8 protein-coding genes are annotated in these 13,850 nt (G+C 66.7%); 1 reads left to right on the top strand and 7 read right to left on the bottom strand.

The window, feature by feature from the left end; all coding sequences use genetic code 11:
* Positions 1-13: 13 nt before the first annotated feature.
* Positions 14-697, top strand: coding sequence for a Bax inhibitor-1/YccA family protein (locus AC3WOS_RS21150; protein WP_492718272.1), 684 nt, complete (start codon positions 14-16; stop codon positions 695-697).
* Between the two features lie 240 nt (positions 698-937).
* On the opposite strand, the gene pbpC is transcribed toward AC3WOS_RS21150, so the two are convergent.
* The 7 genes from pbpC to AC3WOS_RS21115 form a co-directional block, all read right to left on the bottom strand.
* A complete protein-coding gene (gene pbpC / locus AC3WOS_RS21145) occupies positions 938-2,938 on the bottom strand; it encodes a penicillin-binding protein 1C (protein WP_492718270.1) in 2,001 nt (666 codons plus the stop codon).
* Positions 2,939-3,237: 299 nt separating this feature from the next.
* Complete coding sequence (locus AC3WOS_RS21140; protein ID WP_492718268.1) at positions 3,238-9,000, bottom strand: alpha-2-macroglobulin family protein; 5,763 nt, start codon at positions 8,998-9,000, stop codon at positions 3,238-3,240.
* A gap of 214 nt (positions 9,001-9,214) precedes the next feature.
* A complete protein-coding gene (locus AC3WOS_RS21135) occupies positions 9,215-9,655 on the bottom strand; it encodes a DNA-binding protein (RefSeq protein ID WP_492718266.1) in 441 nt (146 codons plus the stop codon).
* Positions 9,624-10,217: a nucleotidyltransferase domain-containing protein gene (locus AC3WOS_RS21130; protein ID WP_492718265.1), complete on the bottom strand. Its 594-nt coding sequence runs from the start codon at positions 10,215-10,217 to the stop codon at positions 9,624-9,626. The genes AC3WOS_RS21135 and AC3WOS_RS21130 overlap by 32 nt, the downstream gene beginning before the upstream one ends.
* A 134-nt stretch (positions 10,218-10,351) precedes the next feature.
* A complete protein-coding gene (gene rlmD, locus AC3WOS_RS21125) occupies positions 10,352-11,692 on the bottom strand; it encodes a 23S rRNA (uracil(1939)-C(5))-methyltransferase RlmD (RefSeq protein WP_492718263.1) in 1,341 nt (446 codons plus the stop codon).
* A 163-nt stretch (positions 11,693-11,855) separates the two neighbouring features.
* On the bottom strand, positions 11,856-12,881 hold the full coding sequence (gene rpoS, locus AC3WOS_RS21120) for an RNA polymerase sigma factor RpoS (RefSeq protein WP_492718262.1): 1,026 nt from the start codon (positions 12,879-12,881) through the stop codon (positions 11,856-11,858).
* Between the two features lie 9 nt (positions 12,882-12,890).
* Positions 12,891-13,817 carry a peptidoglycan DD-metalloendopeptidase family protein gene (locus tag AC3WOS_RS21115; protein ID WP_492718260.1) on the bottom strand — a complete coding sequence of 309 codons (927 nt, stop codon included), beginning with the start codon at positions 13,815-13,817 and terminating at the stop codon, positions 12,891-12,893.
* Positions 13,818-13,850: the final 33 nt, after the last annotated feature.

Below are 13,850 nucleotides of genomic sequence, written 5' to 3'. Positions count from 1 at the left end.
AATTGGAGGCACTATGAACCAAATGCAAAACATCTATGACTATGCCGGCAGCAGCCAGGCCGTCCGTCACAACGTCCTGCGCAACACCTACTGGTTGCTGGCACTGTCGATGGTGCCCACCGTGCTGGGCGCCTTCATCGGCGTGGCCTTCCACGTGCCGATGCTGGGCGGCGGGCTGGGCGCGCTGCTGTTCCTGGGCATTGCATTCGGCTTTATCTGGGGTATCGAGCGCAACAAGGACAGCGGCCTGGGCGTGGCCTTGCTGCTGGGCTTCACCTTCTTCATGGGGCTGATGCTCACGCCCATCCTGTCGCGCACCTTGGGCTACTCCAACGGCGGCTTCCTGATCATGACCGCGTTCGGCGGCACGGCCAGCGTGTTTGCCGTGATGGCCAGCGTGGCCACCGTGTCCAAGCGCGACTTCTCGGGCCTGGGCAAGTGGCTGTTTGCCGGCGTGATCGTGCTGATCCTGGCCTCGCTGGCCAACATCTTCCTGGGTCTGTCGGCGCTGGCCATCACCATCTCCGTGATCGCGATCGCCATCTTCTCGGCCTATATCTTGTATGACGTACAACAAATCGTCAACGGCGGCGAGACCAACTACATCCGCGCCACGCTGGCCATTTACCTTGACGTGTACAACATCTTCGTCAACCTGCTGGCCCTGCTGGGCATCGCCGGCGGCAACCGCGACTGAGCCACGCGTCCCCAACCGAAAGCCGGCCCCGCGCCGGCTTTTTTTCGCCCCGACAAAATAGGGACGGACAAAATGGGGACGTACCCCTTTTTCAGGGACGCCGCCTTTTTTTCAAAATGGGGACGTAAAAATGGGGACGTATCCCTTTTCTTGAGACGTACGTTTTTTTTCAGGGACGTCCCCGCTTCCTCATTCCCCCTTCCAAAATGGGGTACGTCCCCATTTTCTAGCAAGCCGCGCTCAACGCACGCGGAAGCTGGTTTCGGCGATGACGCGGGCGTCGGCGTCGACCAGCGCCAGCTGGTGCGGGCCGGCTGTGGGGCGCCAGGCGTAGTCGGCGCCGGCCTGGCCCAGCAGGGCGCCGTCCAGCTGCCATTGCAGGCCCTGCCCGGCCTGGGCCTGGAAGCTAACGCACTGGCTGGCCTCGGGAATATCGGGATCGATGGCGATGATGCTGGACTGGCCAGGATAGAGAATACGCGGTACGCGGCGCCCATCTTCCACCAGCGCCACCACGGGCGTTTCCGTACCGGCCAGGAACCATTCGGCGCGCGGCGCTTCCAGCGCGGGCTGGAACGCGACCTGGCGCCGCACCACGCCATCCGGCACCGCAGGCGCGCGGCTGGGCTCGTGCTGGTGCAGGTAGTCGATCACGTCGCGCCACACGGGCGCGGCGCCGCTCACGCCGGACACGTCCCACATCGATTGTCCGTCGAAGTTGCCGACCCAGACCCCCACCGTGTAGCGTTCCGTGTAGCCCAGGCACCAGTTGTCGCGCATGTCCTTGCTGGTGCCCGTCTTGACGGCACTCCAGACGGTGGTGGCCAGCTCGTTCTTCAGGCCAAACGTGAGGCTGCGGGCGGCGCGGTCGGCCAGCATATCGCTGACGATGAAGGCGGCGCCGGCGTCGAGCACGCGGCGGCGCGCCTGCGGTGGACGGGGCAGCAGTCCGACCGCCCCTTGCAGACCGCCGCTGGCCAGCGTGCGGTAGGCGTTGCTCAGTTCAAGCAGGCTCACTTCGGCCGAACCCAGCGCCAGCGAGTAGCCGTAGTATTCGGCCGGCTCCGTCAGGCTGTCCAGCCCCAGCGCGTGCAAGCGGTCGTGGAAACGGTCCAGCCCCGTCATCAGCAGCGTGCGCACGGCCGGCACATTCAGCGAACTGGCCAGGCCGGTGCGGGCACTGACATAGCCCTTGAATTCCTTGTCATAGTTCTGCGGTATGTACAGGCCCGAGGGCGTGGAAATATCGATCGGACTGTCCTCCAGCAGCGAGGCGGCCGTGATCAGGCGGCGCTCCAGCGCCAGCTGGTACAGGAAGGGCTTGAGGGTGGAGCCGGCCTGGCGCAACGCCGTCACGCCGTCGACATCGCTGCCGCCCGCGTTGCCCACGTAGGCCAGGATGTCGCCGCTCGCATTGTCCAGCACGACGACGGCGCCGTCGTTCACGTTACGGGCGCGCAGCGCCATCAACTGCTGGCGCAGCGCGGTCTGGGCGTAGCGCTGCAGGTCGCCGTCCAGCGTGCTGCGCACAGGACCCGCGCCCTCCTTCAGCAGCTGGCGCGCCACCTGCGGCGCCGGCGCCAGGGTGGACGCCAGCAGCGGTCTACTCATCGCCAGCACCGTGCTTTGTTCGATGGCCGTGCAGCTGTCGGGCATGCGCATCTCGCGCGCCAGCGCGCAGGCGCGGCTGGCCACTTGCCCTACCGGCGCCGCCGGCGCCCGCAGCAGGCTGGCCAGGATCACCGCTTCGGTCTGATTGAGGCCGGACGGCGCCTTGCCAAACAGGCCGCGCGCGGCCGCGCCCACGCCTTGCAACTCGCCCCGGAACGACACCAGGTTCAAATACGCTTCCAGGATCTGCGGCTTGCTCCATCGCGCTTCGAGCTGGCGGGCCGCCATCGCCTGGTCCCACTTCTGGCGCCAGCTGCGGCCGGCCACGCCGCCCTGTATCGCCGGGTCCAGCTGTGCGGCCAGTTGCATGGTAATGGTGGAGGCGCCGCGCGCGCGCTTGCGCCACAGGTTGTCCCAGGCAGCCTTGCCGATCGCTGTCAGGTCGATGCCATCGTGCTGATAAAAGCGCTGGTCCTCGGCCTGCAGCACGGCGGCCGGCAGGCTGGGCGAGATATCGTCCAGCGCCACCCACGGCAGGCGGCGCACCCGCAAATTGACCCGCAGCGACTGCACCGGCTGGCCGTGACGGTCCAGCAGTTGGGCATCGGACGGCTGATAGGCGGCCCGCACCCGTTCAAATGCCGGCGCAAATGACTCACCACCAGCCGGACGGGCGGCGCCGCCGCTATCGACACTTGCGGCTGCCCCGCCGGGTGCGACTGGAACGGGCGTTGGCACGCCATCAGTTGATGCGACCGTCCTGGCCACGACATCGGCGGCTACGGCAGACACACGACCGACAGCCGCACTACCGTCAGCGACCGCGGCGTCAACAAGACCACCCGCACCACCTGCAGCAGCGGCCGCGCCGGCCAGCGCCAGCACGACCGCCAGCGTCAGCCTGACGGTCGATGCCACGCGCCACCGCATCACTGCACTCCCAGCACCGCATTGGGCGACTGGCCGAACATCTCGGGGCTGTACATGGCTTCCACGCGGGTGGGCGGCAGGTTGAACTGGCCGGCGTTATTCAGGCGCACCGTGTACTCCACGCTCCACTTCCCTTTCGGGACGAAGGCGTAATAGGCGCGGAACGCCTCGAAGCTGCGCTCCTCGAACGCAGGCCAGGTCCAGCCGCCGCGCTGCTCGCCGCTGCTCAATATCTTCGAATCGCGGCCCAGCCCCGTCCCCAGCACGCTGGCGCCGGCCGGAATCGGATCATCCACCACCACCCACGTCATGTCCGACTGCGCCTCCAGGTCCAGGCGCACGCGGTACACATCGCCGCGCGACCATACGCCGGGCACCTTGCGCTCAATCGCCGTCACCGTGCGGTTGATGGCGTAGCCGCTCGACTGCGGCTTCCTGAGCGGGATGGCGGCCAGGCTTTGCACCGTCACCCACGGCTTGCCCTTGCCCGCGTGCTCAAGCTGCAGTTCGCCTCCGCTGCGCGGCCAGGGCAGCAAGGCGCTGCCGCCGGGGACGTTCTTGTCGAAGGCGATGCTCTTGCTGGAATCGGCCAGCGAAGCGCTGCTGATGCCCGTCACCGGCGCTGATTCGAACTTGCGGGTGAACTTGTCGAACGCCAGCACACCCCAGGTATTGGCCACCGTGGTGCGCCAGCGGCCATGCAGCTGCCGACCCAGCGCGCCGCGCGCCAGCCGGCCCATGTCGGCCTGCCAGGCCGGATTGTCCATCACGGCCAGCAGCAGCCGGTTGGCGTTGGCGTCGGGCGAAGCCATCAGCCACCACCAGTCGTCGCTGCGCTCGGTCGAAAAGCCCATCGTCGTGCCCTGCAGGTTCAGCCGCGTGCGCAGCACCTGCTGTACGTGCGCCATCCGTTCCGCATGGTGGGGCAGGCCGGCGCTACGCTGCAGGATCAGATACCAGTCGATGACGGCCGACGTGGGCCACAGATCCGGCTGCAGCGTGAACGATTCCAGCTCCGGCGCCGCCACCGGACGGCTGCGCGACAGGGCCTCCAGCGCGGCCAGCTTGCGTACGGCCAGATCGGCCGTGCGCAGCGCCGAACCCCGTATCACCTTGCCCTGCACGAAGCCCAGCAGCCCTTCCTCCATGCGCGACTTCAGCTCCGCCGGAATCGTGTAGCCCGCCTCGTCGGCCGCCGACAGCACATAGGCCGTCAGGCTGTCGCTGCCCTCCAGCATCATCGGGAAATACTTGAGCAGGCCATCGTTGTCCATGTGGGCCGGCAGCGTGCCCACCAGCGTTTGCCACCGGGCGCGGTCCTGCAAGGCGATGGCGCGCGACGCCTGCTGTTCCAGGCAGGTGTAGGGGTAGCTGCGCATGTATTCGCGCACGCCGGGCAGCTCGTTGCCCAGCCGCGCGCTGAACGTGGCCTCGACCCCGCCCCGGCCGGGGATGGCGCCGGCCGGCAGCTGCACCGTCATGTTCTGCGTTTTATCGAGCTGCAGCAGCGTGGCCTGCACCGTGCGCACCGGCACGGCCGGCACCACTTTCTGCCGCACCCGCAAGCGGTCGGCCGATCCGGCAACGGCGCCATCGCTGCCGTGGATGGCCGCGCTCACGTCCCACTGCAGTTCGCCCGCCCCTGCCGGCACCTGATAGTCCCAGCCGATCTCGCGCGCCTGCCCGGCCGCCAGCGCCAGCTTCTGCGGCGCCAGCGCCTTGCCGCCCACGCTGGCGCCCAGGTCCACCTGCACCTCGCCGTCCGTCGTATTGCGCAGCGTGAAGCCGGCGTGGAACTTGTCGCCCTCACGTACCAGCGCAGGAAGGCCCGACAACAGGATCAGGTCCTGCGTGCTGCGTACTTCCGTGCGCCCCGTGCCGAACAAATCTTCCCCGGCGCTGGCGACGGCGACGATGCGAAACGCCGTCAGCGAGTCGTTGAGCGGCACCTGTACCGTGGCCTCGCCGTTCGCGTCCAGCGTCACGCGCGCCTTCCAGAACAGCAGCGTGTCGAACAGTTCCCGGCCTGCGCCTTTGCCGCCGCCACCGCCGCTGGGCACGGCCTTGCGGCCGAAGTGGCGCTTGCCCACCACCTGCATCTGGGCGGTGGCCGTCTGCACCTGCAGGCTGCGCTGCTGCATCATCGCCTCCAGCAGGTCCCAGCTGGCGTTGGGCATCAGTTCCAGCAGGCCCACATCGACGGCCGCCAGCGCCACCTCGGCGCCGGCCGGCGCGGGCGTGCCGTCCGCGCGCGTGACCTTGACGGCCACCGTGGCCCGCTCCCGTATCTTGTAGACCGGCTTGTCGGCGCGCACCTGCACCTTCAGTTCATTGGCCGCCCAGCCCACCCGCAGCGGCGCGATGCCCAGCTTGTAGGCTGGCTTGCCCAGGTCCACCAGCGCCGTCGGCTGCACCCCGCTCACGCGCCCGCGCACCACCAGCGCCGACACGTAGACGTTGGGCGCGTACTGCGGCTTGACGGGAATGGTGAACACGGGCGCGCTGCCCGACAGCTGGCGCACATAGGTATCGATCACCCCTTCCCGCTCCACCGTCACCAGCGCGGTGGCGGCGCGGAACGGCATGCGCAGCTGGAAACTGGCCGTCTCGCCCGGCTCATAGCGCTTCTTCTCCGGCAGCAGGTCGATGCGGTCGTTGTCGGTGGCCTTGAACCACCAGTCGCTGCCGTCGGCCACCCAAGTCTCGCGGTTGGTCACGGCCTCGTGGCCGGCGCCGTCGCGGGTGCGGGCGCGCAAGATCAGGTTGCCCGCCGCGGGCGCCTTGACCTGGCAGACCAGCAGGCCCTTGCTGTCCGTCCTGCCTTCGCAGGCGGCGCCCAGCGCCTTCACTTCGCTGCTGTTCTCGTAGGCGTAGAAGCCGCCGATCAGGCGCCGCCGGTGCGAGTAGTTCTCGCGCTGGAAATAGTCCACGTTGACGGGCGCGTCGGCCACCGGCTTGCCCTGCAGGTCCAGCACCACCACCTGGAACTTGAGCGCATCGCGGCTCATCACCCAGCCGTCGGGCTGGATGCCGATCACGTAGGCCGACGGCCACAGGGCGATGTTGGTGGAAGCGGACAGCGTTTCGCCGTTGGCATCCTGGTAGGACATTTCGGCCACCAGCTGGCGCGGCACGGGCGATGGCGGCAACTGATCCAGCGTCACGCGGGCGCCACCGGCCCGGTCCAGCGTCAGCTCGCGCGTGCGCGCGGCGCCGGCTGCCGGCTGGTCGCCGCCCTCGTCGAAGCCGCCCTCGTCCTCGTCGAACACGGGCGCATCATCCTCCTTGCCCACGCGGACATCGCCGGCGCTGAAGGTGAAGCCGTCGTAATCGTCGAACTGCACGCTCTTGCCTTCGACGACGGTGCGCAGCTTGACGGCCGCGCCGCCCGCGCCGCCGCCGGAAAGGTAGCTGAGCTGCACATCCAGGTCCACGCTGGCAGCCTGCACGGCCGGCGTCTTCGGCCCCTGCAGCACGGCTTTCATGGTCGGCACGCGGAACTGCTCGACGCGGAAGCGTCCGGCGCCCTGCCCGCCCAGCATGATTTCGTACCAGCCCTGTTTGGCGTCGGCCGGAATGACCCAGTCGTTGGCGGCCGTGCCGTTGGCGTTCCAGCGCAACGGCAGCGCATATTTCTGCTCGCTGCCCTCGTGGATAACGAACATCTTCTCCGGCAGCGCGGCCCGGTCCTGCGCGCCCAGGCTGCGCGCGCGCCAGTCGCGGCTGGTGGTACGCGGCCCGTCGCTGGCGCGCACGTAGCGTATGCCCTGCTCCACGTGACGGCGCAGGAAGTGCTTCATGTGCACCGTCTCACCCGCCCGCAGCAAGGTGCGGTCGAACACGGTGGCGGCGATGATGTTGTCGGCCTTGAATTCGTCGGTGGGCACATTGAAGCGCCAAGTCTCGATGCCGCGGTTCCAGTTCGACAACGTGAAGGTCATGTCGCCGCCGCTGCGGGCGCTGACGAAATAGCCGTCGTTATTGTGGCAGGACACTGGCGGCAGTTCCTGCGCGATGGCGGCCACGCCCTGGGCGTTCGACGCGCCCTGCCACAACAGCTTGCCGGCGCAATCGCGCACGGCCACCTGGGCGCCGGCCACGGGCTGGCCCTTGTCGAGCGAGGTCACCCACACCAGCGACGAACGGGCGCCATGCTTGAAGTGCGCGACCAGGTTGGTTACCAGCGCCGCCGTACTGACGTAGGACGTCGATGGCGTCCCGTTGAGCGCCGCGCCCAGCTTGGGGCTGGCCAGTTCGACCACGTAGAAGCCGGGCTTGCGCAGCGGGATGCCCACCACCTCGAACGCCCGCTTGCCGCCCGGCTTGGGCAGCGTGAAGCGGCCGATAGCCGCGTCCCTCGCGCCGCCCAGCATGGGGTGGGCCATGTCGCGGGCGTACAGTTCGCCGGGCTCCCAGTTGTCCTCGCCGTAGGACAGGCGCTTGAGCCAGTCCATCACCTGCTGGTCCTGCTGGTCGGCCACGCGCAGCATGGCGCCCTTGACGGCGGCCGGATCGACCCTGGCCACGCTGCCCGCCAGCGCCGGCTCCACGTTGCGCACGGTGACAGGCAGCATGCGGTCGCCGCGCGCTTCGATGATGCCGAAACGGGCCGGGAACTTGACCAGCGGCGGCTGCGCATCCATGCGTACGGCCAGCGGGAAGCGCGCCTGGTTCAGCAAGGCGCGGCCCGCGTCATCCTTCAGCGCCGGTGGCAGCGACAGCGTCAGTTTGGCCAGCTCGGGGAACGGCCCGGCGATGGTGACGCTGCTCACGTATCCCGCCTTCTTCTCGCTCGCCTCGACGGCCGCGCTGTAGGTCTTGCCGCCCGGCCCGGCCAGGCGCACGGCCAGGGCGTCGCCCATGCGCACGGGGGCGGAAAAGTCCACCCGCACCGGCAGGAAGGGAATGCAGCCGCCCTTGGGCTGCAGGCGTTCGCAACTGAAGCGGGCCGTGAAGTCGGGCCGCGTCTTGTAGCTCAGGGTCTGGTCCTGCACGTTGGCGACGCCGCTGTCGGCCGCGATGCCGGCGCCCCACACCAGCGCCACGCCGGCTTCGGCCGGCAGGCGGCGCTTGCATTGCAGGACCACGATGGGCAGCTGCTCCAGCCGCTTGCTGCGCACGCCCGTGGTGGCGCGCCAGACCACGCCGCGGGCGCGGAAGTACAGGGACAGGTAACGTTGCGTGAAGTCCTTGCGCTGGGCCAGGATCTGTTCGCGCTCGGCGCCGGCCAGCACCCGCACCGGGATGCGTTCGTTGATGCCGTCGGCGCGGCACCAGGCGTGGGCTGTCACCGTCTCCTCGCGCGGCAACGCGTCCAGGCCCAGCACGAAGATCTGCTGCTCGTCGATATAGCTGTTGCCTTCGCGCGGCATGGCCTGCACGATGGCCGGGCCGCCCGTGTTGAAGCTGAACGGGCCGGCGTCCGCCAACGGCTGGCCGGCCAGGTTCTTCAGGCCGGGCTTGAGCGTGAAGCGGCAGGCCACGCCGCCGGGCAGGTCGCGCGCGAAGTCGTAGCTCCAGTTGGCGCCGTCGATCCAGCGGCCGCTGCCCGCCTCAGGACAGGCTATGGTGAACGGGTCGGCCAGGGCCAGGTCGCCGAACGCCACCATCTGCGTATTGAAGCGCACCTGCACCTGGCGCACGGCCTTGGCGGCGCCACTGGGCGAGAACGAGAGCACGGCCGGCGTGGCCGGCGTGGCCGGCGCGGACAGGGCCGCGCAGCACAGCAGGATCGTGGCGAAGAGATGACGCAAGGCGGACATGCCGGCTCCATGAGGGTGTGATGGCACCACCGAGCTCACGGTGCACAAGCACTGCCGGCCTGGCGCATGCATCAGGAATGCGAGGAATGAGCCAGTGTTGCAAACGCGTCCGCGCCTGTCAATAAAATTACAAAAAAACCATCACAAATGCGACGTCACGCAGCGCGATGGGATGCGGGCGCACGCTATTGGCGGACGCGCCGCCTTGAACACCTCAACAGAATTCCGGGCGGTTAGCTTTGAGCCATGCGCGGACATGGGCCAGCAGTGCTTGAGCCTGCTTCCTGCATTCCTCGACCGCCGTTGGACTGACAGGGTCTCCGTCATAGTCATTGATGTTGCGCTGTTTGCGCAGGCCATCGAGGATGATGACCGTCTTGGCGTCTAGGCCAACCGTCAACGTCAGGGCTTGAATCGCAGTCTGGTGATGACCGGGCTTGCTGGTTGATGTGCGGTAGCCATTGGCCATCAGGCTCGCCATTGCGCACTGCATCACGCATTTGTAGGCGGCATCGAAGCGGTTCTCGTCGCTGATGGCCGTTACGGCGGAATCATTCAGATTTCGTTCGGCCGCGGCCAACAGCCGCTGGATGTCTTCGCGCTGGGCGGCGAACTCCACGAGACTATGAATAGCCAACAAGTTTTGCAAAGTCATCTGCATTCCCGATCAGGAAAAGTTTGGGCTTCTCAACGACTTCACGCGCCCATGTGTTGTTCGAGGCAAGCTTCGCACGGAAGTCGTCCGTTTTGTAGACTACCGGGTTGATTTCACGCCGCACCACATCCTGCGCGGGATGTAGAGCCTCGACCACTTCCCCAAAACCGATGTCACCCAACACCAGCACATCCACGTCGGAATGGGCCGTCTCCTCACCTCGCGCCACCGAGCCAAATACAACCGCGCTTTGAATGTGGCCAGCCAAAGGCTGAAGAGCCTCTGTCAGCACTGTGGCCATGCCCGAAGTCTTACGCAACAAGCCGGCAAGTTCATCGAACACAGGACAGCCGCGGTTGGCACGATAGTGCACTTGATTGCCTATGTGCTGCCGCGACAGGATGCCGACGTCCGCCAGTTTCACCAATTCCCGGTTGATACTACCCGGCAGTGCGTCAAGACGGCGCGCAAGCTCCCTGACATGCCATGCGGTCTCAGGGTGTAACAGCAGGGCCGACAGGATACGAGTACGAAATGGGCCTAGGAGGAAATCTGCGAGCATGGACACAATGTATCACAACAAGAGACATTTGACTCCAAAAGGGATACGAACGTCTCCGAGAATGAAACATGCGAGCATCTGCACAATACCCGTCAACTCACGAGCAACAAACACAACACATTGATTTTAAATGACTATTCGAGGTCGAACACGGCCATCGATTCCACGTGCGAGGTGTGGGGGAACATATTGACCACGCCGGCCTTGCTCAACGTGTAGCCGGCGAGGTGGACCAGGATATCGGCGTCGCGCGCCAGCGTGGACGGGCTGCACGAGACGTAGACGATGCGCTTGGGCAGCAGGTCCGGCCGCACCTGGCGCAGCGCGCCCAGCGCCTGGCTGACGGCCATGGCGCCGTCGCGCGGCGGATCGATCAGCATGCGGTCGAACTTGCCCAGCGCGATCAGGTCTTCCACCGTCACCTCGAACAGGTTGCGGGTCGAGAATGCCGTCTTGGCCGACAGGCCGTTGGCCTTGGCGTTGTCGAGCGCGCGCTCGGTCAGGCTGGTACTGCCTTCGATACCCACCACTTCGCGGCCCTGGGTGGCCAGCGGCAGCGTGAAGTTGCCCAGGCCGCAGAACAGGTCGGCCACGCGGTCGTCCGGTTGCACTTCCAGCAGGCCCAGCGCTTTGTGCACGAGCACGCGGTTGATGTGGTGGTTGACCTGGGTGAAGTCGACCGGCTTGAACGGCATGCGCACGCCGAATTCGGGCAGCAGGTAGTGCAGCTGGGGCTCCAGCGGATAGTACGGGGCGGCCGTGTCCGGGCCCTTGGTCTGCAGCCAGAACTGGATCTGGTACTGGTCGGCGAAGGCCTTCAGCTTGACTTCGTCGTCGGCCGTCAGCGGCGCCATGATGCGCAGCACCAGCGCCGTCACGTCCTCGCCCACCGCCACTTCGATCTGCGGGATCTGGTTGTACAGCGTCAGCGAACCGATCAGCGCGCGCAGCGGCAGCAGCAGGTCCGACACATGCGGCGGCAGGATCTGGCAGCTCGTCATGTCGGCCACGAAGATCGATTTCTTTTCGTGGAAGCCGACCAGCACCGTGTTCTTCTTGGCCACGTGGCGCACCGACAGGCGGGCGCGGTAGCGGTAACCCCAGGTGGGGCCGTACATGGGGCGCATCACCGTCAGCGGCCTGACCTTGCCGATGTGCCACAGGTTATCTTCCAGCACGCGCTGCTTGATGGCGACCTGGGCCGACGGCTCCAGGTGCTGCATGGAGCAGCCGCCGCAGTAGTCGAAATGGACGCACTTGGGCTTGACCCGCAGCGACGATTCATGGTGCAGGGCCGTCATGCGGCCCGCTTCCCAGTTCTTCTTTTTCTTGAACGTCTCGAAACTGACCCGTTCGCCCGGCAGGGCGCCTTCGACAAACACCACCTTGCCCGGCGAGCCGTCTTCATTGTCCAAATGGCCGACGCCACGGGCGTCCATGTCGAGCGATTTGATGTCGATGATATTTTCTTGCATAACGTTCAATAAATGAGGAGGGAACAGGCGGGCCGCTGGTGTGCCAGGGCGGGCCGTATGATAGCAGAAAGCGGCGGCCGGACGGTGCGCCGCGGGCCGACGGCCATGCGGCGCGGCGCCATGGCGGGCGCGTCCGCGCCATCATGCGCGGGAGAATGACGGCTTACAGGAGCGAGTCGCGCACCACGCCGCGCGCGGCCATGGCCCGTTTCAGCTTGACCAGCGCTTCCTGCTGGATCTGGCGCACCCGCTCGCGCGTGACGCCCATTTCCTCGGCCAGCGTTTCCAGCGTGGCCGGATCGTCGTTGTCCAGGCCAAAGCGGCGCATGATGACGATGCGCTGCTTGTCGGGCAGCTTGGTGAGCCAGTCGCGCACCAGCACCGTCATTTCGTGGTGTTCGGCGCGGGCGTCGGGGCTGTCCTCGCTGTCGCCGGGCAGCATGTCCATCAGCGAGGACTGGGGATCGTTGTCGAGCGGCGCGTCGAGCGAGGTGGCGTGCTCGGACAGGGCCAGGATGTCCTGCACCTCTTCCACCGGCCGGCCCACCAGTTCGGCGATGTCCTCGGCGGTGGCGTCCTTGCCGTTGTGGTGCTGGGCTTCCAGGTGGTATTTGCCGCGCAGGATCTGGTTCAGTTCGCGCACCATGTGCACCGGCAGGCGCACCGTGCGGGCCTGGTTCATGATGGCCCGTTCGATGCTCTGGCGTATCCACCAGGTGGCGTAGGTCGAGAAGCGGAAGCCGCGCTCCGGTTCGAACTTGTCGATGGCCCGCATCAGGCCGATGTTGCCTTCCTCGATCATGTCGAGCAGCACCACGCCGCGGTTGATGTAGTGCTTGGCGATCGACACCACCAGCCGCAGGTTGTGCTCGATCATGGTCTGGCGGGCACTGAAATCGCCCTGCTTGGCCAGCGTGGCGTAATGCACTTCCTGCGGCGCCGTCAGCAGGGGCCGGGTGCCGATCTGGTTCAGGTAGTGCTGGGTGGTGTCGGTCGACAGCTCGGCCGCCAGCACCTTCTTGAGTTCGTCGACACTCTCCAGCACCGCGCCCACTTCCGCCACCGCCTCGCCGTCGACGGGGCCGTCGGCGTGGCCGATGGTGTCAACGGCAATGTCGTCGCCCGGCTCGTCCGGATAATCATCCGGCGCCGGGTCGTCTTCCAGCGGGTCGTGCGGCGTGTGTGTCATGGCGATACGCTAACGGTTAGGCAGGAATTTGGACGGATCGACCGGCTTGCCCTGCTGCCGGATTTCAAAGTGCAGCTTGACGGAATCGGTATCCGAGTCGCCCATTTCGGCAATCACTTGTCCCTTGTTCACGCTCTGGCCTTCCTTTACCACGATGTTGCGGTTGTGGGCATAGGCCGACAGCAAACTATTACTGTGCTTCACAATGACGAGATTACCATAACCGCGGATGCCGCTGCCGGCGTACATCACTTTTCCTGCACCGGCCGCCACGACTTGCTGTCCGGCACGGCCGGCGATGTCCACGCCCTTGTTCTTGCCCTCGTCGAAACTGGCCACCACCTTGCCGTCGGCCGGCCACATCCAGCTCAGCTTTTCCTCGTCGGCGGCCAGCGGCGGCAGAGTGGGCACGGGAGCGGCCGGCGGTTGCAGCACGGCCGGCTTGACCAGCGCCACTTCGGTGCGCTCGGGCAGCACGCCGTCCGCCTTTTGCAGCTCGGCCAGGGTGGCGTCCGTGTAAGGCCGCTTCTCGCCCTTGGGGCCCGTCTTGCGTGGCACGGGCGGGGCCGGCGGCACCTTGGTGTCGGCCGGCGGCATGACGACGGCCGCCGTCTGCACGGCGGCGCTGTCGGGCGGCTGCACGCGCAGCACCTGGTCGACCTTGATGTCGTCCGGATTGGCCAGGTTGTTCCAGGTGGCAATGTCGCGGTAATTCTGGCCGTGCTCGAGCGCGATGCGGATCAGCGTGTCGCCCTTCTTGACCGTGTACAGGCCCCGCTCGTCGCGCTCCTTCTGCGCCTCTTCGCTGGGGGTGACGGGCTTGGGCTGGGGGGCGGGATTGCGCTCGACCACCGGCGCCTGGTTGGGGGTGGTACTGCAGGCGCTCAGCAAGGCAAGCGTCAGGGTCGCAACTAGCAGGGAACTTTTATTAGTCATTCTCATCTTAATCTGTGTATTCGGTACTCAAGG

It is taken from the genome of Rugamonas sp. FW305-51, from assembly GCF_058786935.1.
The sequence above is the reverse complement of the archived record's forward strand: the minus strand, read 5'-3'. Positions and strand labels throughout refer to the sequence as shown.